25 protein-coding genes are annotated in these 25993 nt (G+C 38.6%); 11 read left to right on the forward strand and 14 right to left on the reverse strand.

All coding sequences use genetic code 11. The annotated features are described in order from the left end of the window. Positions 1 to 818 (forward strand): c-type cytochrome (locus EA341_RS07965; RefSeq protein ID WP_293012810.1); only part of this gene is annotated, 818 nt, incomplete at its 5' end. Positions 819 to 855: 37 nt separating this feature from the next. Here the strand turns inward: EA341_RS07965 and EA341_RS07970 are convergent. Both EA341_RS07970 and EA341_RS07975 read right to left on the reverse strand, forming a co-directional pair. Continuing rightward, complete coding sequence (locus EA341_RS07970) at positions 856 to 1305, reverse strand: hypothetical protein (RefSeq protein ID WP_293012811.1); 450 nt, start codon at positions 1303 to 1305, stop codon at positions 856 to 858. A gap of 225 nt (positions 1306 to 1530) precedes the next feature. Further along, on the reverse strand, positions 1531 to 1887 hold the full coding sequence (locus tag EA341_RS07975) for a YraN family protein (RefSeq protein WP_293012812.1): 357 nt from the start codon (positions 1885 to 1887) through the stop codon (positions 1531 to 1533). A 116-nt stretch (positions 1888 to 2003) separates the two neighbouring features. Here EA341_RS07975 and lipB point away from each other — a divergent pair, with 116 nt between their 5' ends. The 3 genes from lipB to EA341_RS07990 all read left to right on the forward strand — a co-directional run bounded on the left by lipB (position 2004) and on the right by EA341_RS07990 (position 4258). Then, positions 2004 to 2720: a lipoyl(octanoyl) transferase LipB gene (gene lipB, locus EA341_RS07980; RefSeq protein ID WP_293012813.1), complete on the forward strand. Its 717-nt coding sequence runs from the start codon at positions 2004 to 2006 to the stop codon at positions 2718 to 2720. A gap of 318 nt (positions 2721 to 3038) precedes the next feature. Further along, entirely contained in the window at positions 3039 to 3440 is a 402-nt protein-coding gene (locus tag EA341_RS07985) for a hypothetical protein (RefSeq protein ID WP_293012815.1), read from the forward strand. Between the two features lie 77 nt (positions 3441 to 3517). Continuing rightward, the gene (locus EA341_RS07990; protein ID WP_293012816.1) at positions 3518 to 4258 is read left to right on the forward strand and encodes a 3'-5' exonuclease; all 741 of its coding nucleotides are present in this window, start codon (positions 3518 to 3520) and stop codon (positions 4256 to 4258) included. Positions 4259 to 4734: 476 nt separating this feature from the next. On the opposite strand, the gene EA341_RS07995 is transcribed toward EA341_RS07990, so the two are convergent. Beyond that, complete coding sequence (locus EA341_RS07995) at positions 4735 to 5511, reverse strand: hypothetical protein (protein WP_293012817.1); 777 nt, start codon at positions 5509 to 5511, stop codon at positions 4735 to 4737. 306 nt (positions 5512 to 5817) lie between these two features. On the opposite strand from EA341_RS07995, the gene rnr reads away from it, so the two are divergent. From rnr to EA341_RS08010, 3 genes are read left to right on the forward strand one after another with little or no spacing between them, the layout of a single operon-like run. Next, positions 5818 to 8010, forward strand: a complete 2193-nt coding sequence (gene rnr / locus EA341_RS08000) for a ribonuclease R (protein WP_293012818.1) — start codon at positions 5818 to 5820, stop codon at positions 8008 to 8010. After that, positions 7985 to 8971: a polyprenyl synthetase family protein gene (locus EA341_RS08005; protein WP_293012820.1), complete on the forward strand. Its 987-nt coding sequence runs from the start codon at positions 7985 to 7987 to the stop codon at positions 8969 to 8971. The genes rnr and EA341_RS08005 overlap by 26 nt, the downstream gene beginning before the upstream one ends. Positions 8972 to 8980: 9 nt before the next feature. Then, a complete protein-coding gene (locus EA341_RS08010; RefSeq protein WP_293012822.1) occupies positions 8981 to 9610 on the forward strand; it encodes a rhomboid family intramembrane serine protease in 630 nt (209 codons plus the stop codon). A 42-nt stretch (positions 9611 to 9652) separates the two neighbouring features. Here the strand turns inward: EA341_RS08010 and EA341_RS08015 are convergent, their stop codons facing one another. Then, on the reverse strand, positions 9653 to 9961 hold the full coding sequence (locus tag EA341_RS08015) for an HPF/RaiA family ribosome-associated protein (protein ID WP_293012824.1): 309 nt from the start codon (positions 9959 to 9961) through the stop codon (positions 9653 to 9655). 109 nt (positions 9962 to 10070) lie between these two features. Here EA341_RS08015 and EA341_RS08020 point away from each other — a divergent pair, with 109 nt between their 5' ends. After that, positions 10071 to 11240, forward strand: coding sequence for a hypothetical protein (locus EA341_RS08020; RefSeq protein WP_293012826.1), 1170 nt, complete (start codon positions 10071 to 10073; stop codon positions 11238 to 11240). 75 nt (positions 11241 to 11315) lie between these two features. Here the strand turns inward: EA341_RS08020 and EA341_RS08025 are convergent, their stop codons facing one another. Both EA341_RS08025 and rpoN read right to left on the reverse strand, forming a co-directional pair. Next, complete coding sequence (locus EA341_RS08025; protein WP_293012828.1) at positions 11316 to 11885, reverse strand: phosphatase PAP2 family protein; 570 nt, start codon at positions 11883 to 11885, stop codon at positions 11316 to 11318. Positions 11886 to 11936: 51 nt separating this feature from the next. Continuing rightward, a complete protein-coding gene (rpoN, locus tag EA341_RS08030; RefSeq protein WP_293012830.1) occupies positions 11937 to 13394 on the reverse strand; it encodes an RNA polymerase factor sigma-54 in 1458 nt (485 codons plus the stop codon). Positions 13395 to 13587: 193 nt separating this feature from the next. Here rpoN and asnS point away from each other — a divergent pair, with 193 nt between their 5' ends. Next, a complete protein-coding gene (asnS, locus tag EA341_RS08035; protein ID WP_293012832.1) occupies positions 13588 to 15039 on the forward strand; it encodes an asparagine--tRNA ligase in 1452 nt (483 codons plus the stop codon). A 45-nt stretch (positions 15040 to 15084) separates the two neighbouring features. On the opposite strand, the gene EA341_RS08040 is transcribed toward asnS, so the two are convergent. The 8 genes from EA341_RS08040 to EA341_RS08075 form a co-directional block, all read right to left on the reverse strand. Continuing rightward, entirely contained in the window at positions 15085 to 16329 is a 1245-nt protein-coding gene (locus tag EA341_RS08040) for an MFS transporter (RefSeq protein WP_293012833.1), read from the reverse strand. 84 nt (positions 16330 to 16413) lie between these two features. After that, positions 16414 to 17886, reverse strand: coding sequence for an NAD(P)H-hydrate dehydratase (locus EA341_RS08045; protein WP_293012834.1), 1473 nt, complete (start codon positions 17884 to 17886; stop codon positions 16414 to 16416). Further along, complete coding sequence (locus EA341_RS08050) at positions 17879 to 19204, reverse strand: MFS transporter (protein ID WP_293012835.1); 1326 nt, start codon at positions 19202 to 19204, stop codon at positions 17879 to 17881. The genes EA341_RS08045 and EA341_RS08050 overlap by 8 nt, the downstream gene beginning before the upstream one ends. Positions 19205 to 19268: 64 nt before the next feature. Continuing rightward, on the reverse strand, positions 19269 to 19730 hold the full coding sequence (locus EA341_RS08055) for a biopolymer transporter ExbD (RefSeq protein ID WP_293012836.1): 462 nt from the start codon (positions 19728 to 19730) through the stop codon (positions 19269 to 19271). Between the two features lies 1 nt (position 19731). Next, on the reverse strand, positions 19732 to 20373 hold the full coding sequence (locus tag EA341_RS08060) for a biopolymer transporter ExbD (protein ID WP_293012837.1): 642 nt from the start codon (positions 20371 to 20373) through the stop codon (positions 19732 to 19734). Next, on the reverse strand, positions 20373 to 20702 hold the full coding sequence (locus EA341_RS08065) for a hypothetical protein (RefSeq protein WP_293012839.1): 330 nt from the start codon (positions 20700 to 20702) through the stop codon (positions 20373 to 20375). Before EA341_RS08065 ends, EA341_RS08060 begins: the two co-directional genes overlap by 1 nt. 58 nt (positions 20703 to 20760) lie before the next feature. Next, positions 20761 to 21594, reverse strand: coding sequence for a MotA/TolQ/ExbB proton channel family protein (locus EA341_RS08070; RefSeq protein WP_293012841.1), 834 nt, complete (start codon positions 21592 to 21594; stop codon positions 20761 to 20763). Between the two features lie 616 nt (positions 21595 to 22210). Then, the gene (locus tag EA341_RS08075) at positions 22211 to 24016 is read right to left on the reverse strand and encodes a hypothetical protein (protein WP_293012842.1); all 1806 of its coding nucleotides are present in this window, start codon (positions 24014 to 24016) and stop codon (positions 22211 to 22213) included. Positions 24017 to 24453: 437 nt separating this feature from the next. On the opposite strand from EA341_RS08075, the gene EA341_RS08080 reads away from it, so the two are divergent. Next, on the forward strand, positions 24454 to 24756 hold the full coding sequence (locus EA341_RS08080; RefSeq protein WP_293012843.1) for a hypothetical protein: 303 nt from the start codon (positions 24454 to 24456) through the stop codon (positions 24754 to 24756). A gap of 91 nt (positions 24757 to 24847) precedes the next feature. Then, complete coding sequence (gene moaA / locus EA341_RS08085; RefSeq protein WP_293012845.1) at positions 24848 to 25828, forward strand: GTP 3',8-cyclase MoaA; 981 nt, start codon at positions 24848 to 24850, stop codon at positions 25826 to 25828. Positions 25829 to 25993: the final 165 nt, after the last annotated feature.

A 25993-nucleotide genomic window follows, 5' to 3' on the forward strand; every position in this document is an offset into this window, starting at 1 on the left:
GCAAATACCTTGCACATCATGTAATGATGTGTGTAGATTGTCACTCAGTTCGGGACTTCGAACTATTTGGGGGCCCTCCAATACCCGGCACCTTGACGGCGGGTGGTGAAATATTTGACAGAAAAGAAGGCTTTCCAGGTAGATTTATTTCTCCAAACCTTACTCCATTCAACCTAGGTGACTGGACTGACGGGGAAATATTCAGAGCCATTACAACAGGGGTAAAAAAAGACGGCTCACCATTATTCCCAGTAATGCCATTTGGAGAATTTGGCAAAGCAGATCCCGAGGATGTAAAAGCGGTGATTGCTTGGCTTAGAACTTTAGAGCCCATAGAGACAAATCACGAAAAATCTAAAGCAGATTTTCCTTTCAATATCATAATGAAAACCTTGCCTTCTAAGGCTAATTTCACAAAAAGACCAGATCCGGAGGACCAAATCGCTTATGGAGGATACCTTACCACAATCTCCGGATGTGCGGAATGCCATACTAAGTTTGAAAATGGGAGTTTTATTGGAGAGAGGTTGGCAGGAGGCCGGGAATTTGAATTCCCTGAAGCAATATTGGCGACGCCAAACCTAACACCAGACCCAAGTGGCATTGGTAATTGGACAAAGGAGATGTTTGTGCAGCGTTTCAAAATGTATGGGAAAGACTACGTTCCAGAAAAAGTCAAACCCGGAGACTTTCAGACCATTATGCCATGGATCATGTATGCTGACATGAAAGAGCAGGACTTAGAGGCAATTTACGCTTACCTCAAATCTCTGAAACCTGTAGAAAACTTCGTAGAAAAGTTTCAGGCAAAAAAATAATCTTAAATACTTAGGGTGGCTGGTCTGGCTGCCCTTTTCAATCCCATAATTTGCCTTTATCAAATAAATCTGCAGGTCTATCATCTTTATTCATTGGCCAAATACTATACAATATCACTCCATCAGCCTTTTGGGTATACCCCATGACTATGGTGATTGCCTTACAGTATTCATATTCCAAAAAGATCAATTCACCCAGGTCAGTATCCGTTTTTTTCTCAGTATTGACTAACTTGAAATCACTAGATTCTCCGCAAAGCTGATTGACTGAAGCTTTAAAGTTTTCAAAGTTTCTCTTTTTATTTTCTCTTGCTACGGATGCTGGAAGATCTTGAGATTCTACCATAGGGTGCAGCATCAGCTGCTCGGTGTTCCTGATATTTTTCAAAAAAGAATTTGCATCCGCTTTCGCTTTTCTTACATGGGAGTCAGTACCGCAACCCCACAATAACAGTAAACTCACTCCAAGAATGACGTAAAATTTCATTTGATTTTTTTTTGATTATAAATTATCATAATTGCTCCTACGCAAGAGAGTATTTCCGAAGGGCTCAGAAAGGTGTATAGCCATATATGTTTGCTCGAAACTAATCAAAAAAGCCAAAGGAATAGCCAAACCTTGTGAAATTTAAGCGCCTAGATGGAATATACTCCGCTCTTTTATTGAACAAAAAGTAAGAGGTGCCCAAAACCCCAAAGGCCTATCTTGCTTTTAATAAAAAGCATCTTCAAAATGCTTAAAATTAACGTTCCCATTCCTATCCCTATATACACCCACTATATCAAAGCGGATATCCTTGTGCCAATCTTTTTCATGGATGTAATGGTCAGCAGCCTTAACCAACAGCTTCCTTTTAGTGCTATCTACAAATTCTTCGGCATAGCCAAATCCTGTACCACTTCTATATTTGACTTCTACAAATACGAGAAGTCCTTTATAAATAAAAATGAGATCTATTTCAGCATGCCTATACCTGTAATTTGCATCCTGAAATTCATAACCTTTTCCGGATAGCCAGGTTTTGACCAAGTCCTCGGCTTCCTTACCTTTGTCATTGTGAATTGCCATAATGATAATGTTTAAGAATTGAAAAACTCATTAAAAGTCCAGGACTGTTTATTCTGCTAAAAGCAAAGAACTATCCTAAAAAATTCAGCGTTCCTTCAAAGCATTAAAAACATCCCGTGAATCAAGTTATCAATAAAAAAGTAAAATTTCTAGACCTTGGCAGCAAGGATTACAAAGAAACCTGGGATTTCCAGGAAGAAATTTTCGCAAAGACCGTTGCCCTAAAGATCGCAAATAGAAATGCTGCACCGGATGCCCAGCAAATTACAGACAATTACCTGATATTTGTAGAGCACCCCCATGTTTACACTTTAGGAAAAAGCGGCGAGCTTTCTCATTTACTTTTGGATGAAAATGGTTTGAAAGAAAAGCAAGCCACTTTTTACAAAATTAACCGTGGTGGAGACATCACCTACCACGGCCCCGGTCAGTTGGTGGGATACCCGATTTTGGACCTGGACAATTTCTTCACCGATATTCACAAATATTTGAGGCTTTTGGAAGAAGCCATCATCCTAACCTTAGCCGAATATAGAATCATTGCCGGGAGAATCGAGGGACTGACAGGTGTGTGGCTTGACCACGTAGAACAGAAAAACCCCAGAAAAATCTGTGCCTTGGGGGTAAAATCCAGCCGATGGGTAACCATGCATGGTTTCGCCTTTAATGTCAATTCTGATATTGACTATTTCAACAATATTGTCCCTTGTGGCATTCCGGACAAGGCTGTCACTTCCCTGCACCTGGAAATCGGCAGGCCCGTAGATCCACAGGAGATCAAAGAAATAGTCAAGAAACATATCAGCAACCTGTTTGAAATGGAGTTGGTTTAAAATTTTGTATGGAAATATAGAAGAAATACGGTAGAAATATAATTGAAATATGGTTGAAATAAGGTTTTAGATACTAATGGATATTGGATATTAGTGGATATTGTTTCGGCATATTGTGTGTTTTAAAGTTATCATTAAAGCAGAACCTGGACTGGAACTTTAGTGAAAGTCCCGATAATGAAATGATTCGGGATATTATTAAAATAAAATCAAGAATAAAAGCTTGTTTTACTTGTCTTGAATCTTATTTCTTGCGTCTTGTGTCTCAAATCTCATGTCTCATGTCTTGTGTCTCATGTCTCAAATCTTAGAAAAAAAATGAAAAAAGACATCGATTTTCAACCTGTTACAGGAGTTAAGTTAGCTATAGCCAGAGAAGTGGTGAATGGCCAAACGGAATGGGCTGTATATATGATCAACCTCAACTTGATTGAACTGAGTACAGTAATGGTGACTTCCAAAGGCTATGGGGTGATCGCCGGTGAGGAAAAGAAAACCTCTACTTTAAGGCATGTAATCCAGGAATTGGGAGCACAGTCCATTGCTAAAATAGAACCCATTGATCCCGCGCTTTTTGCATTGCACAATGAGTATTGGGTGAGCTATTATATCCTTGATCAGATTTTTGACAAGAAATTCATTTTTACTGAAGGCAGTATGGATGAAGGAAATATCAAATACATCCCGGAACTTGGATTGGAAGGGGTCTTGCATGCTTAAGATTTAAAGGAAATACAGTGAAATTTTTACTTGAGATTTTTTCTTGATATTTTCATAGTCTAACAAGCCCAAGAATTATGAACAATTTTTTGAATGAATTGAGAGACATCCTTTTTTTGGATATTGAGACGGCCTCCTTAGAGGAAACTTTTGATGCACTGCCTTCACGCTTACAAGAAGAGTGGCTCAAAAAAGAAAAGCACATCCATCAGGATCAAAAAGAAGAACCACAAGCTCCTGGAAGTCTCTTTTTTCACAAAGCAGGCATCTATGCGGAATTTGGCAAAGTCATCACTGTAGGAGTTGGGTATTTTCATTTCAGCCCTGATGAGAGCAAATTGGAGTTCCGAACCAAAAGCTATGCAGAAGAGTCCGAACACGATACCTTACTTGCTTTTGCCGAACTCTTAAATAAAAAAAAGTGGATCCTATGCGCCCACAACGGAAAGGAGTTTGACTTTCCCTACTTGAGCAGAAGGATTTTGATCAACCGGATTCCACTTCCCGAACCACTTCAGATGGCAGGAAAAAAGCCCTGGGAAATCCGTCATTTGGATACGCTGGAATTATGGAAATTCGGGGATTACAAGCATTATACCCGATTGGAATTATTGGCCTCGGTATTTGATATCCCCACCTCAAAAGATGGAATAGATGGTTCGCAGGTGAATGAGGCCTATTATGTGGAAAACAACCTTCAAAAGATCCGTGAATACTGCCTAAGAGATGTTTTGGTCACTGCCCGGATTTATTTGGCTTTTCAGGGTTTCCCTCCTGAGGTCGAAATGGAGGTTGTTAATAGGGATGATTCTGAATGATATATGATTGAAATAAGGTAGAAACCGAAGCTTCAGCGAAGGTCCCTAGAGTGAAACGATTCGGGATAAATTGAAATATAGTTGAAATATGATTATAGACACTGGTGGATATGAATTAGATATTGAAAAATGCTTCGCGAAATATGTAGAAATAGATATTGGTAGATACTGATTGATATACAATGATATTGAAATCAAGAAGGTGAAAAATCTTGAAAAAGGCCTCCCGCTGCGTCCGTTGCGAAAGTCGTTGCGAGCGTCGCGTGAACCATAAACCAAAAAACCCTATTTCAACAGTATTTTAATTGAGTATTTGACTTTAAAAGATGCTTCGCAAAACCGGCGTAAAACGGAAATTTTGAGAACAAAGTGATTAAGGAGAGTGTGGGAATAGGGTTATTTTATTAATAGATACTGGGGGATATTTTTTTTGTATTGAGTGTTATTTCAAAGTTTAACCACTGTTATTTCAAAAATCAATCCTTCCGCTCATAAACCTTAATCCATCCATTTTCGAGGTCTTTTAGTATCATCCCATCACTCTCAAAATCAACCGCATAAACTATATCAGGGAATCCAGGAACAGCTCGTCTTGGAAAAAGATGAATATTGTTTCCAACTATTTTCCACGACATCATCTGTGACATTTCAAAATAATCTGCTGCTTTCAATCGGAATTCCGGTGGGGTGGGAATTTTTTTTTCAGCTTCTTTTTCAGCATCCCTTAAATATCTGACATCAACAACATACTTCCCATCAGGATTAAAGGCATACATATAGTCTTTTCCGTTTTCTACCGAAAACACTTTTTCTCCATTTTCAATTTTATACTTTTCTTTCAAAATCCATACATCGGTAATTTTGTCTTTAAGCGCCTTGGTAGCTTCCCCAAATACCTTAGAAAAATCGTATTCCAAATCTTTGGAAAGCCTTTCCATTTTCACAGTCTTCTCACTTCCTTTCAAAGTCAAAGTGAGGGATTTCTTATGGAGGATTCCATGAACTTCTTCAGACTCCCCTTCGACTTCAAAGACACCGACAAAGCCGCTTTTTTCTTTCCTGGCAAAAAACTCTCTGGAACTTAAATCTGCATGATAGAGTTTACCCATCAGCAATTCACCTTTTTCAGAAATGCTCAGAACCAATGACTTTCCTTTTTCGGAGCTTTGATAAATCCCTTGAAAATCTTGAGAATGCACCCCAAAGGTTATTAAAAAAAGTAAATGCGACAAAAATCTTATTTTAGCATTCATCCTGATAAAAGTTTATATGGCCCACAATTCAATTAAAACCTAAGTTAAAAATATTTAGAACATTCCAGAATGATTTTATTAACTTTATTGAAAACAATATCATAATGAAATCTGAATCACTTAAGAAATCTGAAAAAAACTTTTAGACCTTGGTTCGCTTTTTGAAAAATAGAATTATAATAGAAACCGCTGATTTACTTATCGCAAAAATAGCCATACATTCAGCTATAGAATATATCACAAACAACCAGGCCCATTTTACTACTGGTATAGGGCCTAAATCAAATAATTGGAAATAAAACTTTTATGGGAAATAAATCAAATAACAAAGGCCGGTCAGGCAAGAAAAAAGACGGTAAAATTACCGACGCAGCCCAACTGGCTCGAAAAGTTCTTAACTTTTTGGATAACAATTACGGACAGGAGTTTAATGCAAAACAAGTTATAAAAAAGCTGGAAATAAGAGATAGCCTTACCAAAGGCGCCGTAGAACCTGCCATGCATAAGTTGGCAGCATCAGGAAGTATTTCAAAAAGCCCCAGAAATTATTTTTCATCCATTAAAGAGCCTGGATTTATAGAGGGCGAAGTGGATTATGTCAACCCACGTTTTGGCTATGTCATTCCTGACGCCAAGTATAATCTGGAGGAAGACATTCAGGTTAAGGAAGCCGATATGAAAAATGCCCTTGATGGGGACAGGGTTCGGGTAATGGTTTACCCTGCAAAAGGAAGAAGTGGGAGAAGTGAAGGCAAAGTTCTTGAAATCTTAGAAAGAGACAGGGATGAATTTGTAGGCCGAGTGGAAATTTCTCCAAGGTTTGCCTTTGTCGTTCCTGACTTCAAGAAAATGCATCATGATATTTTCGTGCATAAAGGTGACCTTGGCGGAGCTGAGCACAATCAAAAGGTGGTTGTCAAAATGACTGAATGGAGGGAAGATGACAAGAATCCAACTGGAAAAATCACCAGGGTACTGGGTAAAGCCGGTGAACATGAAGTGGAAATACACTCCATTATGGCAGAATTTGGACTTCCATTTGAATATCCTAAAGAAGTAGAAGAAGAAGCCAACGCCATTCCTGAAGAAATCTCCATAGAGGAAATTAAAAACAGGAGAGACATGCGGGATATCCCAACATTTACCATTGATCCAGCAGATGCAAAAGATTTTGATGATGCCATTTCTTACAGGGTTTTGGCAAACGGAAATCTGGAAATCGGGGTGCATATTGCCGATGTTACACATTATGTCAAGCCGAAAACCCTTCTTGAAAAAGAGGCTTACCACCGTGCTACTTCTGTCTATTTAGTAGATAGAACCATTCCCATGCTACCTGAGCGTTTGAGTAATGGACTTTGTTCACTCAGACCAAATGAAGATAAAGTTACATTTTCCTGCGTTTTTGAAATGGATGAAAATGCTGATGTACTTAATCATTGGATTGGTCGGACGGTTACACATTCGGACAGAAGGTTTGCTTATGAAGAAGCTCAGGAATGCATTGACAAGCAAGAGGGAGATTTTTATAAAGAGTTGACTATCCTAAATGATCTTGCAAAAAAAATCAGAAAGCGCAGGTTTGACAAAGGTGCTGTCAACTTCGAAACCGTTGAAGTTAAATTCAAGCTGGATGAGAAAGGCAAGCCCTTGGGTTTGATGATCAAAGAACGTAAGGATATCCACAAAATGATTGAGGAGTTTATGCTCTTGGCCAATAGGACGGTTGCAGAATTTGTTTTCAACAAAAACAAAGGGGCTGATACGTTTGTATATAGGATTCATGATCATCCAGATTCAGAAAGACTGGAAACTTTCGCCAATTTTGCCAAAAAATTCGGGCACGAAATTGAAGTCGGCGAAGGAGTAAGGATCTCTAAGGCTTTGAATAAGCTTATGGACGAAATCTCAGGAAAACCTGAACAAAATGTATTGGAACAGCTCGCCATCCGGAGTATGGCCAAAGCAAAATATACCACAGAGCCAAAAGGGCACTTTGGTCTTGCATTCAAGCACTACACACACTTTACCTCCCCTATCAGGAGATATCCTGACATGATGGTGCACAGGCTATTGCAGCACTACCTGGATGGAGGTAAAACTCCAGATGCAGAAACCTGGGAAGACAAATGTCTTCATTCTTCGGAAAGAGAAAAAAGAGCTGCCGACTCTGAAAGGGCTTCGATAAAATACAAACAAGTGGAATTTATGGCTTTGGCTGAGGTTAAGGACTATGAAGGAATTGTAACTGGAGTAACAGAATGGGGTGTCTTCGTAGAAATTACCGAAACCAAATGCGAAGGTATGGTCAGGGTGACAGATATGAAGGATGATTATTATGAATTTGATGAAAAAAACATGCGTCTGATTGGGACGAGAAATAAAAAAATGATCACTTTGGGCGAAAAAGTGATGGTCCGTGTCACAAACACGGATATTGACAGAAGAACTATAGACTTGGAATTTGTAAATAATGACTCAGAAAGTAAGCGTAAATAATATTCTTGAAAAACTGGAAACCCATATTCAAGGGTTAACATACGGAGAATCACCCACAGAACTTTACGAACCTATTTCTTATATCATGAGCTTGGGAGGCAAAAGAATCCGCCCATTACTCACTTTGCTCTCATATGCGCTTTACAAAGATGATTTTGAGAGTATACTCACTCCGGCAGCAGCCGTAGAGGTATTCCACAACTTCACATTGATGCATGACGATATCATGGACGATGCCCCGCTGAGAAGAGGGAAGTCCACCGTGCATGAAAAATGGAACCCAAATACCGCAATTCTTTCAGGAGATGTCATGCTGGTCAGGGCATATGGCATGTTGGTGGACATAGATCCGCAACTATTGCCCAAATGTATCAGGCTATTCAATCAAACTGCCGCAGAAGTATGTGAAGGACAGCAGCACGATATGAACTTCGAGGCTATTGATATAGTCCAAGAAGAAGCATATATCAACATGATTCGATTGAAAACAGCTGTCTTGCTTGGTTTTGCTTTACAGCTGGGGGCTATATTGGCCGGAAGAGATGACAAAGAAGCCCAAAAGCTATATGACTTTGGAGTCAACATTGGAATTGGTTTTCAACTGAAAGATGATCTCTTAGATGTGTATGCTGACAAAGCAAAATTTGGGAAACAAGTCGGCGGTGATATCATAGCCAACAAAAAGACCTTTTTACTGATCAAGGCCAAGGAATTGGCCACAGGGGATGTCAAGGCTGAGCTTGAAAAGTGGATTGCTGCCAAAGAATTTGACAAAGAAAAAAAGGTTAAAGCTGTAACCGCCATTTATAATCAATTGGGCATCAAATCTTTAACAGAAGATAAAATGCAGGAGTTTTTTGAAAAAGGATTCAAGCAGTTTGAATCATTACAGATTCCAAATCAAGACGCTTTTCAAGTACTGCACCAATTGACCAAAGACCTGATCAACAGGGAAAAATAAACCGACTTTATGGAATTATCTGCCACAGTGGTCTTGATCATCATTACCGCACTGACTTCTTATCAAGCTTGGAAAAAGCCCATAATGATGGAAAGGTGTATGTTTACTCCTTATACCATCAAGCATAAAGGGCAGTGGGACAGGTTCGTCCTTTCTGGCTTTATCCATAAGGATAGTATGCATTTGCTATTCAATATGTTTACATTCTATTTCTTTGGAAGAGTGATTGAAATGTACCTGACCTACAAGTTAGGGACAGGACTTGGTATCATTGTATATGTTTTATTTTACATTGCAGCAATCGTCATAGCAGACATTCCCACTTATTTCAAACATAATGAAAACAGCTATTATAGAGCATTGGGAGCCTCGGGAGGAGTAGCTGCAACAGTTTTTGCCAGTATTATACTTATGCCCCTTTCGGACATTTGTCTTTTTGGTCTTCTTTGTCTCCCTGGTTTCGCTTTGGGGATTTTATTTTTGATCTACTCTGTGGTCAAAGCCAAAAAGGGAGATGATGGAATCAATCACGATGCACACCTTTATGGAGCGCTTTTCGGAATTGTCTTCATCCTGATAATGTCCCCGCAAAGTGCTTTGGATTTCGTAGAGCAAATAAAAAGCTTCAGGATATTTTAACCTGAAGCTTTTAAAAACTTTTACTGTTGTGAATGTGGGGAATTATTTCCCCTTTTTGAGTTGTCTGATATTTTTATCAGTAACTGATTTTAACAATGGGATCCAGTGTTCCCCCTTATCTTCTGCAAAAACATCCGGACCAGGTATTCCCACACGCATTCCCACCACGCTTTCTGCAGAGGCGCCTTGCCCTTCGTTTTTAAAATAAATATCAACGGCATTTATCACATTGGTAAACTTAGAAAGCTTATCAATACAGCTTCTGATTTCTGCCTGTACCGCATCACTGATATCGAGATTTACTGATTGTACGTCAATTTTTACTCCTCTATAATTTTCTGTGTAGTTCATAAATATTATTTTAGTTGAATTTAGTTATCCTTGGCTAAGTTTTTGAGCCTTTTAATGTGGGTCTTAAGCCCAAGTCAAAATTAAATGTTTAACCTTAAAATCAAATCCAATGGAAATTTTTAATAGAAACAATTTTATAAATCTATCCAAAAAGAAAGCCAATCCTACTATCACTATCTACAGTCCTACCTCCCGTCAAAGTTCAGACGGATATAAAAAAGACCAGATAAATTTCAAAAATCAATTGAAGGATGTCAAAAGTAAGCTAGAGAAAGAGCACATGATGGAAGAGTCAGATATAGAAAAGCTACTTTCACCAGCTTCGGAATTATTGGATAACCATAAATTTTGGCAGAATAATTCTGATATGCTAGCCTGCTTTATTTCAGAAGAGGGAATGGAAATGATCAAAGTACCAATTGACCTTAGGGAAGGGCAGAATTTTATCGGAGAAAAACCTATGCTGTTGCCAATGATTCCTGAATTGTCAGATGATGGACATTATTATATTTTATTGCTCAATTTGGATCAAATCAGACTGTACGAAGCCACAAGAAATACGGTTCAGGAAATCATCCTAGATCCAGAAGAAGTGGCAGTATCTTTCACTGCTGAGGAAGAGGAGGATGAGAATCAAGATCAGCTTCATGGGCAAGGGGGAAGTGGCAATGTAGGAGCAATGTTCCACGGTCACGATGGTGGTTCTGATGAAGTAAAGAAGGTCACCATTTTGAATTATTTTCACAGGATGACGAATATGTTAGAACCAAAGCTCAATCAAAATCCTCTACCTTTGGTATTAGCAGGTGTTGACTATTTGATTCCTATATTTAACGATGCCACCAAGTACAATCATATGTTGAAAGGGCATGTAAGTGGTGCTTATGGAGAAAAAGACATGATGACCTTACATCAAAAATCTTGGGAGATAGTAGCTCCATTTTTTGAAAAAGAAAAGATCAAAAGAAAAGAAAATTATGATCAAAAGGCTGCAGATGGTCTTGCCATTAGCAATGATAAGCTGAAAATCATAAAAGCTGCACTTACGGGAGGTGTGGACACGCTTTTGGTGAATTCAAACCACCAACATCTTTATGGGTCATATGACCCGGACAATCACCAGATTAACATATCTGAAGACAAAAAAAAAGGTGAACATTGTCTAATAGATGAAGCTGCTTCCAAAGTAGTGGAATTCAGCGGAAAAGTATATATGGTAGAAGATGACAACATGCCAGACGGTGCCCAAGTGGCAGCAATACTTCGGTATCCGCTTTAATCAAAAACCATAATTAAGATGAACCATAAAAGGCAGGATTTCCTGCCTTTTATGGTTTTTTTAACTTATTATCTGTTATGACATCCAATACCACATCCCGCTGAAACATACCGAAAAACCCAATAAAAACCCCCAAAGAATTTCACTGGGTTTATGTGCATTCAAATACAACCTTGATGTCCCAATAGCTCCAGTGAGCACCATTGTGCCAAGAAAAATAGGTAAGGTTTGAGACTGTGGATTTTGGATCAAAACAAATAGTGCAAACCCAAGTAATCCTGATGCACCCATCATGTGCGCACTGATTTTTGAGAAAAATGTCACTATGGTGAGGATAATGATGCAGGCTGTGATCATAAACATCGCCATGATAATCAAAGGATCCAATTCCTGCTTGGTAGAAAAAAGGTAAGTAGCCAATAAAAAGAATGCACTCACCATCCCGAAAGGCAAAAGTCTTTCATTTCTTTCTCTCATGTGCAATGAAGATATATTTTTAGTGAGTTTCAATGTCAGAATACTCAGCGAAGGAATGATGAATGTTGTTAGAAATACCATAAACACCAAAAGCAGGTTTGTAGTAAAACTGAATTGTGGTGGTTGCTGTGCTTTGAAAAGAAGCAAGGCCACTACAAATGTAGGCATGAGTAGTGGCTGAAATAAATATGTAATCAACAATGCTAAACTTCTGTACACTTATAGCTCTTTTCTTAGTCTGGCGACTGGGATTTGTAATTGTTCTCTGTATTTGGCTACTGTTCTTCGGGCTATGTTATACCCCTTATCATTTAGCAATTTCACAAGTTTATCGTCAGAGAGCGGCTTCCTTTTATCTTCATTATCGACCATTTGATGCAATACAGACTTCACTTCTTTATTGCTGACGTCTTCACCCGAATCTGTTGCTATACCTTCAGAGAAGAAATATTTCAATGGAAATATCCCAAACTCTGTCTGTATAGATTTACTGTTGGCAACCCTAGACACAGTAGAAATATCCATTTCTATTTTTTCAGCAATATCCTTTAATATCATTGGCTTGAGTTTGGTCTCATCACCTTCAATAAAAAATTCAGTCTGATAATCTAAAATCGCCTGCATAGTTCTCAAAAGAGTTTGTTGCCGCTGTTTGATGGCATCAATAAACCATTTTGCAGCATCCAATTTTTGCTTGACAAAAGTGACTGTATCCTTAAGTTTTTTGTCTTTTTTATCACTTTTGTCATAGGCATCAAACATTTCTGAATAAGACCTACTAACCCTTAACTCAGGAGCGTTCTTAGAGTTTAGAGAAATGTCAACTTTTCCATCCACATTGGTGAGTATAAAATCAGGAATGATATACTGGGTTTTCACCAGTCCATCAGAAACACCACCTGGTTTGGGATTGAGTTTGATGATATAATTGACTGCACTTTTCAACTCATCATCTTCAATTTCAAGTTTCTTTTGAATCTTTGTATAATGCTTCTTGGTAAATTCCTCAAAGCATTCCGAAACAATCTTGATGGCGTTAATGACTATTGGGTCCTCTGGATGTTCTTTTCTTTCTAATTGGATCAAGAGACATTCTTGGAGGTTCCTTGCAGCTATTCCTGCGGGGTCAAAGTCTTGGATTTTCCTGAGAATCTCTTCCAATTCATCCAAGTCTGTTTCTATATTTTGGGAAAAAGCAAGGTCATTGAGTATTGCTTCCAAGTCCCTCCTGATGTAGCCATCGTTTTCGATGCTGCCTATGAGTTGCTTTCCAATAATCTTTTGTCTCTCATCAAGTTTTAGAAAGCCAAGTTGGGAAATCAGCTGCTCGTGAAGTGAGGAGCCGCTGGAAATTGGAATTTCCCGGTCTTCTTCATCCGGAGAATAGTTTCCGTCACCCTGCATTTTATAGCCTCCATAATCATCATTCAGATAGTCATCAATATTTAGCTCTTTTTCATCAAAAGAAGCTTCCTCTTCATAATTATCATCAAAATCTTCATCCTCAGATTCTTTTTTCTCCTCATCTCTTCCTTCTTCAAGCGCAGGATTGATCTCCAACTCCTCCTCTATCCTTGTATCTAGTTCAGCAGTAGGCACCTGCAACAATTTGATAAATTGTATCTGCTGAGGAGAAAGCTTTTGAGATAAGACCTGGCTTAAATGTAATTTCTGCATATGTATTTTCTGTTAGAAAAGTCGACTAGGTTATTGCTGTACTAGGGATTCAAATTTATCACCCTTAGTCTCCAAATTTAGGAAATTAGAACAATTTATTGATAAAAAGCTTATTATATCGTTTTTTTGCATTCCTTTCCAAAGGGCCTTTTTATAGGTTTACTTAATATTTCATCAACATTATCAATTTGATATGGCTTTTAATAAAAGAGAAAAAATACAGGATCTCTTGTCTGGGGATTTTCTGGACACGCAAGTGAGCATCATGGGCTGGGTAAGAACCAAAAGGAGCAATAAGAACGTCTCCTTTATCGCCATGAACGACGGCTCCACCATCAAAAACTTTCAGGTGGTTGCGGATCCTAATCAGATTGAGGATGACATACTGAGAAAATGCACTACTGGCGCCTGCCTTAAAATCACCGGTAAAATCGTTGCTTCCCAAGGAGCTGGCCAACAAGCTGAACTTGTGGCCGAAACCATCGAAATTTTGGGAGAAGCTGATCCGGAAAAATATCCGCTTCAGCCCAAAAAACATTCCTTGGAATTCCTAAGAGAAATCGCCCACTTAAGGGTAAGAACAAATACCTTTGGGGCCGTATTTAGAGTGAGACATGCTCTGGCTTTTGCCGTTCATAAATATTTCAATGACAAGGGCTTTTTCTATATCCACACACCGATCATCACGGCATCAGATGCTGAAGGTGCCGGCGAAACATTTAAAGTAACAACTTTCGACTTAAAAAATCCTCCTTTAGATGAAGCTGGAAAAATAGATTATAAACAGGATTTCTTCGAAAGAGAAACAAATTTAACTGTTTCCGGACAATTAGAAGGGGAGTTGGCGGCAATGGGTTTGGCTGAGATATATACTTTTGGTCCTACTTTCAGGGCTGAAAACTCCAATACCACTAGGCACCTCGCTGAATTCTGGATGATTGAACCCGAAATGGCTTTCCACGATGCAGAAGATAATCAGGATTTGGCCGAAGATTTTCTAAAGTATATCATTTCCTACGCCTTGGAAAATTGTAAAGATGACCTGGAGTTCTTGGATAAAAGAGCTCATGAAGAAGAGGTCACCAAAAAAGCTGATCAAAGGGCTGAAATGGGCCTTTTAGAAAGACTGAAATTTGTGGTAGATAATAAATTTGAAAGGCTTTCTTACACAGAGGCAATTGAGATTCTCCGCAATTCCAACCCTAACAAAAAGAAAAAATTCCAATACCTTATTGAGGAATGGGGTGCTGATTTACAATCGGAGCATGAAAGATACTTAGTCGAAAAACATTTCAAGAAACCAGTTATTTTGACCGATTATCCAAAAGACATCAAAGCCTTCTACATGCGTCAGAATGAGGATGGAAAAACAGTAGCTGCTATGGATATACTTTTCCCTGGAATCGGAGAAATTGTAGGAGGTTCACAAAGAGAAGAAAGGTTAGACAAACTGACAGAGCGCATGGAAGAAATGGATATTCCAGCGGAGGAAATGTGGTGGTATTTGGATACCAGAAGGTTTGGTAGCACCCCACATGCAGGATTTGGATTAGGCTTCGAAAGGATGGTTCAGTTTGTCACAGCAATGGGTAATATCAGAGATGTAATTGCCTTCCCAAGAACACCGGGTAATGCTGAATTTTAATCAAAAAATATATCTAAAAAGGTCTGGGAAATTCTCAGACCTTTTTTATTTCTCCACAATAACCTTGGGATCAACAGTTTCTTCAATGCTTGTCACAGCTTCTACATCCACCACTTTTATCCTTCTGATCAAAGGAATACAAAGTAAACTGAACACAATAGCGATGTAACCGACAATATTAAAATTGATCAACTCTCCATTGATATTCTCAGCTAGAATAAGACCGGCAACAAAAGATGCCATTCCTGCTGCAATCTGCTGCACTGCTGAATTAAAGCTCAAGAAGCTCCCTCTATTTTGAGGCAAAGCTGTCCCGGTAATCAAAGCTGAAGCTGGCACCATCCTTCCATTAGAAGTCACGAAGAACATGGTAGAGATCAGAAGCACATATGGAATAGGAGTTGCACCTAAGTGCGTAATGACAGCTATAGGAATCACATTCAAGGTCATGAAAATGGTGAAAATCTTCACTTTCCCATATTTATCCGTCATTTTACCAACCCAAGGTGAAGTGAAGATCGTGAATGCACCACCTGCCATGTAAATATAAGTAAGTTCCATATCCGTAAAGCCTACATTAGCGACCATGTATGGGCTTAGAAAGGGAATGATCATAAACTGACCCAACATCATCATGATGGTCAAGGTGATGGCGCGCATTTGATTTGCATTGCCCGTCACTCTCCTGATGACCTGAATCGGTGTTGGCTTATTGGATTTTGCTACAATATGATCTGTCAAAGAAGGTATGTACTTATAGATCATCCAAAATATCACTCCTGATAAACCTGCTAGAAAAACGAAAGGAGCATGCCAGTTAGATAAACTAGCGATAAACAAACCGAATGGTACACCAAAAACTGAGGCTACAGAAAATGCTGCCATTACCAATCCCATTGCCCGACCTCTTCTGCTATCGGGAATAACATCTCCGATTATAGAAAGTATCAAAGCAGATGTCAAGCCTCCAAACAGCCCTGAAATAATTCGAGCTGTCAATAAAATGATGTAATTGGGAGATAAAGCACAGGCGATTGTTCCTAAGAAGAACCCAAAGAAAACCCACATCATAATGCTCCTTCGATCGTATTTATCTAGAACAAAAGCTCCCAAAAAACTACTTGCCCCTGCAGCAAAGGTATAAGAAGAGACCAAAAGACCGAATTCCCTTGGGCTGATTTCAAAAATCCTCATCAGCTGCGGTCCTAGTGGCATCAAGATCATAAAGTCCACTATGTGGGTGAAATTGATTGCTGCTAAAGTCCACAGTAGTAGTTTTTCTTTTTTCATATATCCAAAATACTCATGTACAACTACCTGCCATCTGAATAAGTTCTGGAACCCTAGGGTTTAAATTATCTTCTGAAAAAGAAATTAATCTATATTCATTTCCAAAAAACTTGTGGGAATACTTTCTATGATATCAGATGCGATCATCCCTCTAACTTTTGTCTTTGAGGCAATTTCACCTGCAAGACCATGATGAAATACTCCGCAGATACAGGCATTCAAAGGACTATAACCCTGCCCTAGGAAGGAGGTAATCATACCAGTCAGAACATCTCCTGCACCAGCAGTAGCCATGTGTTTATTCCCCGTTGAATTAAAATACTGTTTTCCGTCAGGAGCAGAAATACATGTAAAAGCCCCTTTCAAGACAACAAAAACCTGATTTTTGACAGCAAGGGAGGAGGCCTTTTCTAGTCTTTCAAAATGATGTTCCGAATTACCTGCCAGCCTTTCAAATTCTTTCAGATGAGGGGTAAGTATGCTTCCCTTAGGTATAAAGTCCCAAAGCTCTTCATGCTCAGAAAGTAAGTTAAGCGCATCTGCATCCAAAACCATAGGCTTGTCATAGGACCTGAAAATTTGACCTAACAACATCAGGGGAACTTCGCCAAGCCCGGGACCTATACCCACCGCATCAAATTTATCCATGTCTTTGATAACTTGTTCCTCATCAACCATCACTTCTGTGCATGCAATATGAATCACATCAGTAGACGCACCTTCAGCCCACACATGAACCAATCCACTACCACTTCTCAGGGCTGATTTAGCACTCAAAATAATAGCACCAACTTTACCTTTTCTTCCCCCAATCAGTAATACCCTACCAAAATCCCCTTTATGACTAAACTTATGGAAATATTTATGCAAAACGGGGATATCAGAAGATCTCAAATAATACCTTGAACTTCCAAATTCTTTCAAGAATTCATCGGGGATACCCAAATCAAGAACCTTAAGACCTCCAACATACTTAATATGATCAGGAGTCAGTAGTGACAATTTAGGAAACTGGAAGCTGACTGTCACGTCCGCCTTAAATGCTTCTCCTTCTACAAGAGTATCAGAGGGAAGACCCGAAGGTACATCAATAGCTATTTTCTCTCCCAAGAGTTGGTTCAGTTCAAGAATCACATCCCTATACTTTCCTTCCAGTGGCCTATTGATCCCCACGCCAAATAAGGCGTCAATGACCATTTCCCCCGAAACCAGATTAAGGTCTAGGCTTGGATATTCAAATCTCCCAATGTCTTCGGGTAATAGATCAAAGTTTTTTTGCCAATCAAGGCTACTGTTATCCTTATTTGAGAATAACACCACTGCCACAATATAACCTCTCTCAAAAAGCAAGCGTGCTATGGCCAAGCCATCTCCACCATTATTACCTGGCCCTACAAAAACAAAAATCTTTTTTTTCTTTTCACTATGGTTCTCTAAAAACCAAGTCAAAAAAGCATTGGCAGCCCTTTCCATCAATTCCCATGAACTGATCTGCTCCTTTTGGACATACTTTTTATCCAATGCTGCGATAAGATGGCCCGGTAGTATACTAAGCATTTTGTGTTTCGTTAAAGTTGTGAAAATTCTTTCTGGGAATCCTTACTAACAATAGAAATCCAAACCCAACCATAAAGAAAAAACCTAAAGCTAAGGATGAATTTCTCATACTTCCCGTGATTTGTTCAATTAAACCGTAAGATAAGGTTCCTAATACGATAGCTATTTTTTCTGTAACATCATAGAAACTGAAGTAAGAAGCATGATCTGTTGTGTCCTCAGGGATCAGTTTAGAATAAGTAGACCTGGAGAGAGACTGAATTCCACCCATAACCATACCGACCACAAATGCCAAAGCATAAAACTGATACTCATTCATGACAAAATAAGCTGCTCCACATATCAATATCCAGATAAATACCATGATAACAAGCGAGTTTCTGTTTCCAAATTTTTTGGAGACATAAGCGAAAAGATAACTGCCCACAATAGCTACCAATTGGATAATCAAAATCGTGATGATTAATTTATCTCCCGGAAGTCCCAACTCCTTATCTCCAAAGCTCGCTGCTAAATACATAACGGTCTGAACACCCATGCTGTAAAAAAGAAATGCTGCAAGAAACCGATTCATTACTGACGTATCCATTACAACAAAAAAAACTTTCTTGATTTCCTGATAGCCCTTAAATAAAAGTGCGCGTTCTACTTTCTTGTTATACGGATTGTCAGGAAGGTAACTGAAAGGGATTTGAGAAAACCCAAGCCACCATATCCCTGTGATTAAAAAAGACCATCTGGCTGCTTCCCCACCATCAACTAATCCAAAAGACCCAGAAAATTCTATCATCAATAAATTAAGTACCAAGAGAATAACACTGCCCACATAGCCAAGAGCAAAACCTTTTGCACTCAATAAATCATACTCTTCTTCACTGGCAATTTCAGGAAGATAAGCATTATAAAAAACAATACTCCCAGCGTAACCAATACTTGCTAAAACGGCACATAGAATGCCATATTCCAAATTATCCCCATCAAAAAAGAATAACCCCATACAGGAAACGGAACCTAGATAGGCAAAAAACTTCATGAAAGTTAACTTTTTTCCCCCTGTATCTGCAATACCTGACAGCAAAGGTGATATCAAGGCTATTACTAAAAATGAAAAAGAAATAGAATATGAATACAAAACTGTATTGACAATTTCATATCCAAAAAATAAAGCGATATCGCCCCTATCCTCTGATTTAGTGACACTGTTAAAATAGACCGGAAATATAGTAGAAGTAATAACGAGGCTATAAACAGAATTTGCCCAATCATACATGGCCCATGCACCCTGAACCTTTTTAACTTCAGTTGTCACATTTCTCATCTTGCCTTAAAGTAAAAAAGCTATTCCATGTGGAATAGCTTTTCTTTTTTATAACAGTTGATTTTTAGTTCTGAACTTTTCCAACTGCCGCATAAAGTAATTTTCTGGCGTCGGCCTCTCTCAATTCAAATTGAACATCAGAGATTGGACCCATTTTTACATCACGGTCAGCTTTCATAGAGATGGTTATCTGATCCCTTTCCACTTCAGATAATTGATCTTTCTCTTGATTTACCCATAAGATAATATCAGATGTGTTGATCAATACGTCATTAGCCTGAATTCTTGGTTCTGTACCATACACTGCTACGTTTTTAGGCTTTCCAATATACAGGTAAGAAATCAAGGATTTCTTTTCCAGTTTTTGAAGCTGTGTAGCCTGTGGGATTTTTTGTTCTACCAAGATTTCTTGTTCTCTCAATACAGTGGTCACCATAAAGAAGAACAACAACATGAAGATAATATCCGGGAGTGCAGAAGTAGGGATATTTTCGGAAGTGCCTGTTTTTTTCTTAAACTTTGACATATTAATTTCCTCCTATTTTATCTGGTTCTGCAATTGAAATTGCCATTGGTATACCTTCTTTACCTCTGTCCTGTAACTCCTTCTCAGCTGGATTTCTACCTGTCAATGCCCTGTATTGATCAGCTGTAAGGCCAACTCGTTCAGCATAGATTTCGAAATAAGCTCTTTTGACCTGATCCAAAACTTCCAAATACATCTCATAAGAAGTACCACGATTGGTTTTGATAGATACTACTGCTCCACCAGACATTGGGTGATCAGAAGAAGACGGGTCTCTATTAGCTTTTTCACGAAGTGAAGCTGGAAGACTATTGTACAAAGCTACTGCCTCTTCGTCAGGAGCTCCGAAGTTCAAGAGGAAAGCTTTAACTTCCTCAGCTAGAGTGTTTGTGTTATCCATATAATCTCCTTCCACCAAAAGCTGGTCATTAGCATTGACCAATATGTTGAAGATATTTCTTTCATTCAACAAAATCTCCGGTGGCGGTTGATTAGGATCCTGCTTTGGTGGCAGGAAATTAAGAACACCCTTATCTGAGGCAATTGTAGTGGTAACCAAGAAGAATATAAGCAACAGGAACGCGATATCCGCCATGGATCCTGCATTTACTTCCTGAGCCATTCTGCCTTTTTTCCTTGCCATTACTTAATTGCTTTATTGATTTCTGTAAATACGATTCCCAACAACGCCACAAAGAATAATGCATACGTTGTTAGAAGGGCACCTCCTACAAACTGAGATAGTCCGGGAGTCAAATTAAAGGGGTCTGCAGCAAATCTTGGAATTACTTCATTGTCTGCAATAGAATACATGACAAAGAAGACAACAGCAAGAGCTACGACCGCCGCACCAGTTTTGATCAAGCTACCGGGATCCCCGATGGACTTGATTAAAGGCATCACTATCGCTAATACTGCTCCGATAATGATCAATACCTCTGCTACGTATAAAAAGATGTCTATTGAATCCATAATTAATATTTTCTTTAGTTAATTGAATAATTCTAAATGGAGCGTTCCTCCATTAAGATTACTTGGTCAATTTGTGCTTAACAAGCATATCTACCAAAGTGATGGAAGCATCTTCCATATCATTAACCAAAGAGTCAATTTTCGCAACACAATAGTTGTAGAATAACTGAAGGATAATTGCTACAATCAAACCAGCTACTGTGGTCAAAAGGGCAATTTTAATACCACCAGCCACAAGAGATGGAGAAATATCACCGGCTGCTTCAATTGCATCAAATGCACCGATCATACCAATTACCGTACCCATGAAACCAAGCATTGGTGCAAGGGAGATAAATAGAGAGATCCACACAAGACCTTTTTCCAAACGTCCCATTTCCACAGATCCGTAAGCAATGATTGATTTCTCTACCATTTCGATACCTTCAGTGTATCTCATCAAACCTTGAGTAAAGATTGATGCCACTGGACCTTTAGTGTTTCTTGTAACATCTTTAGCCGCTTCGATTCCACCTTGTTCAAGTGCTTCTTCGACATTGGCCAAAAGTTTTTTGGTGTTGGTAGTAGAAAGGTTCAATGTGATGATTCTTTCCAAGGCAACAGCAAGACCTAAAATCAAACAGATCAGTACTGGTGACATGAAAGTAGGATCACCTTCAATAAACTTTTCTTTGATGATTTGGTGGAAGCCTTTGTCTTCATCGATGATTTCATCATCAACAACTGCCGGAGCAGCTGGTTCTGGAGCGGGAGCAGCTTCCTCTTCTGCTTCATCTTGGTCCACAACTTCTTCAGTGGTTTCTTCTGCAGATTCATCTGCGTCCTGAGCTTTTGTAATCACCGGTGAGAATAGGAATCCGGCAAGCATGAACAAAGCGATTAACTTTTTCATAATGTAGTTTTTAAAGAGAATTTAAATAAAGGTTAAACGGTTTCTAAATTAATATTGAGATTTTAAAGTTATCATTTTTTCAATTCAAATTGCAAAGGAAATATTCATATTTTTTTCAGAGCAAGTGATTATCACTTCTTTGTAGTTTCTTTTTGCAGGCTAAATTATGGATAATGAACTGCTTATAATTGACATTGAATTGTACAAACAAAATTATATGTTTGACAGATAAGCAGATACATCCAAATGAAAACTAAAATTTCCCAGTTTTAATTTGGTGGGGGAAAAACACTTATTGTTTTTTGTACTTCAAAGATGATTTCAAACAACTCTGAACCCCAAGAATAGTAAAGATTATCCTAACCACCATGGAATTTATGTAAATCGGAGAATATGTCCTGTGATTGGAAAATAGATAAAAAGAACTGACGCTGGCGAAATTCATATTTGAAAATTATACCAACAAATTAAACTTTGCCAAAACTGAGTCTGATTTTTCAACTTAGAAGGCTAGCTCACCCAGCATTTTTGTCAGCATAATAACTACATGAAACTGCATATTTTTAATTTGGACGTGTATTTGACTTGGGATCGTACATGTTCGTACCTTGAGACCTTAGCTAAAACTGATGTGAAGTCCATCCGCATCTATTGTTGCCTCCAAATCTTTTTTCATTTGATCCAATTGTAGCAAGAATTGATTTTTCACGTCACCTGCTTCTTGAGAAAATTGGTTCTCCAAACTTTGGTAATATTCAATTCCACCCATAAGATTGGACTTGAATTTTTTCAGGTAGGCCTCATATTTTTTACTAGGGTCGCTGAGATTTTTCTGAATGTCCTTTTTCAAATAATCAAAATACAATTGAAGCTCTTTAATAAAAACATGAGGCCTGTCTGCTTGGAGGTTTAACTGCACCTTGCCATAAATATGATTCACCATTTCACTTAAGCTGAAAATACCTTTAAAATAAGCCAAATTGGGTCCTGGGCAAATTGTCACTGCATTCAGGTTTCTCCTCGGAGTGCCTCCAGCGTTCAAAATAGCTGGTGCGCTTAAGCCTTCGCATAAACAGTCTTTTTCCAATACCTCCTCTAATTCTGCCTTACTTGTATTACCAGATTTGAATTGTTTTATTTTCAGATCTTGGTATTGTCTTGAAGCTGTACAGATAGCTTTTTCAGTAAACTCTGTACTGAAGGTTAAAAACTTTTTGTAACAAGGACTCCCTGGTCTGTTCTTTTTGATCCTCGTTTTTCTTTGCTCTTCACCACTACTTGTACGAAGGTTATTGAACGGAACTCCCAAAGGAGAAGCATGACTGAGAAAATAATCCGAGTTTTTGGCCTGGATCAACCTGTCCAATGTATCCTTATCCACAGAGGTCGCTTCAGGAACAAGCAAAAAAGGACTCCCCCAACCTGTTCCGTCCAATTGGTAATAAGTCATCAAAAATTCATTTTCCTCAGAACTTCCAATCCCACCCTGATAGGTAATTTTTGGCATCATCCCTACAGGAAGCGGGCACTTCCCTTTTGCTTCCAAAGCATGCTGGCAAGAGGAAAATAATATTTGTGAAAGGTTCGCTTTCTCCCTTTTGAACTCTTCCAAAATAGGACCTATCAGCATTCCTTCTGTAGCAAAGGCATGGCCTCCACAGTTCAATCCTGATTCTATTCTGAATTCCGAAACCCATATTCCTTTTTTAGCCAAGAACCGCCCCTGGATCAGAGCGGAACGATAGTCTGATACTTTCAGAATAATTTTCTTCTTTAATTTCCCACTGCTATCAGGAAAGAAATCATCAAATTCCTCAATATAGCTGTAGAGGGCCGGGTTCATGCCTGCCGAAAAAACTACAGAACTTTGGAGTGAAGACAATGCAAATCCCCTTAACGCGGATAAAGCGTCTGAAAAAGTTCTCGGCATTTCATTTCCCTGCTTATCAAAGTTGATTTTATCAACTTTAGTCATGATGTTGACATCTATGTAACCTGCCTTAACCTCATTCAGTAACTCCTGCTCCAGGATAGTCTTTTCAGAAGATTCGAGAAGACCCAGGAACTTTCTAAATTTCAGGTAAAGTGGGTGCCTGGGATGAAGTAAATCGAAGTATTTGTATAAGCTGCTGCCTGGAGAGAAAGGCTGATTTTTGATTTCCCGAATTTGTTGATTTACAACATCATTCAAAAGATCTAAATATTTCCGGATCCGCTCAGCACGGTAATCATGTGTATCTGCTTCTATGGGAAGGTATGGGATATTCCTTTCTCTGGAATACAATCTCCTCATATCTTCAAGTAAATGGTCGTCCATAATTGATACTACTGAACTGATTCCAAACTTGGCGACTTTCAAAGGGGAATCTACTGTAAAACCTAGTCCCATCACAGGGATATGAAAAGCATGAATTGAAGTCATTGGGTATAAATAAATATGCGAAATTAAAATTTCCCCAAAGGTACTTGACCGTCATTTCAATAAGGAATATAAACCGTTCAAAAATGAATGATTTTGGTCAGGATTTAGAGGGCTAAGTTGTTAATTCTAACCTCTAGACTATTTTTGTTCGTATGTAATAACCATAAGAAAAACCCTTCAGGAAATGAATGATTAAAGCTTATGCTACCTGACCACCTTAAGCAGCAATTCCATACCGACCTCCTGTACTGGACAAGTCCCCGAGAGGGCATGAAAGGTAAGGGCCATTGGAAAAAAAATTTAAACATATGAAATCGAGCATAAGGAAAACCTCACACAATGGGATGATTATCAATCATGCGACCTGCCGGTAGGCAGGGATTCCATAACCTGTCCTGGCTTGTCAGGATGATCTCTGAAAAACAAATTAAAATCATATGAAAAAGGCAACTTATATAGATATACATTTTTTGGAGGTAAATCTTGAAAACCAAAAACTCCAGACTTTTATCAGTAAAATAGAAAAAGCGACTGAATTGACCTTTTTGTCGAAAACCAACAAATACTCCGATCTTTGTCAAATTGAAGATGAAGCAGTGAACCCGGAATACAGGTCTTTTTTTGATTTAAATGATCTGCATGCTTATTTTACTGCCAATAATATCAAAACCTTAGATTTTTTAAGCACAAGTCCCCTACCAACAGACAAAATTGATTTCTGGAAACAAGTTGGGAGATGACAAACCACTGATGTATTTTCTGTTTTTTAGGGAACGATTCAAAAAGTCTTTAACTTGTTTACTCAAATTAGATATAGCAAAATCAACTTCAATGCTTCAGGACCAGTATCAAAGAGTTCACGATTACCTAAGAATCTCCCTGACGGATAGCTGTAACTTCCGTTGCAATTACTGCATGCCGGATGAGGACATTCAAAGCATGCCCAATGCACACCTGATGCAGGCAGATGAAATTGAAATCATCGCCAAGAAATTTGTGGACTTAGGAGTAAAAAAAATCCGACTCACTGGAGGCGAACCGCTGGTCAGAAAAGAATTCCCTCAAATCATCCAAACGCTATCCAAGCTCCCTGTTGAACTCACCATCAGTAGTAACGGGGTCTTGATAGATAAACACTTAAATGCTCTGAAGGCAGCTGGCATCAAAAAAGTCAATATCAGCCTAGACACCTTGAATAGAGAAAGCTTCCGTAAACTCACCAATAGAGATCAGTTTGAAAAAGTTTGGGAAAACATAAACCTCCTCTTAGAAAACAAATTCAGGGTTAAAATCAACGTAGTAGCGCTGAACGGAATCATAGAAAAGGAAATCTTGGACTTTGTTGCATTGACAAAGGATCTTCCTCTGCATGTTCGCTTTATAGAATTTATGCCCTTTGCTGGTAATCTTTGGAACAAGGATAAGGTACTGACCGCTGCGAAAATGCTTGAAATGGTGAAAAAGGAATTTAAGGTCAGCAAACTTAAAGATGAGCCAAACGACACTGCCAAAGCCTATCAAGCAGAAGCTCACTTGGGAACTTTTGCCTTTATCACCACCATGAGTGAGCATTTTTGCGGGACTTGCAACCGCATGCGTATCACCGCAGATGGTAAAATGAAAAACTGCCTTTTTGGAAAAGATGAAATGGATATTCTCGGGGCATTGCGTGAAGGTAAAGATATAGAGCCCCTGATCAGGCTGTCTGTTAGGAACAAACATGCTGCTCTTGGAGGACAATTTACTCAAGATTATACCAAAGCGGAGGCTGATAAAATAGAGAATAGAAGTATGATTAAGATTGGGGGATAAAAAGGATATTAATTGATATTTGTAGATAATGGTTGATATTTTGAGACAAATTTGGTTTTGAAATATGGTGGAAATACAATTGAAATATATTGAAATAGATATAATTGATATTGATGGATATTTTGAAAAGAAATTTTTATTGAAAATAAAGGAAATAGGGCACCT

The sequence above is a fragment of the Mongoliibacter sp. genome (genome assembly GCF_007692705.1).
Taxonomy (GTDB): domain Bacteria; phylum Bacteroidota; class Bacteroidia; order Cytophagales; family Cyclobacteriaceae; genus Mongoliibacter.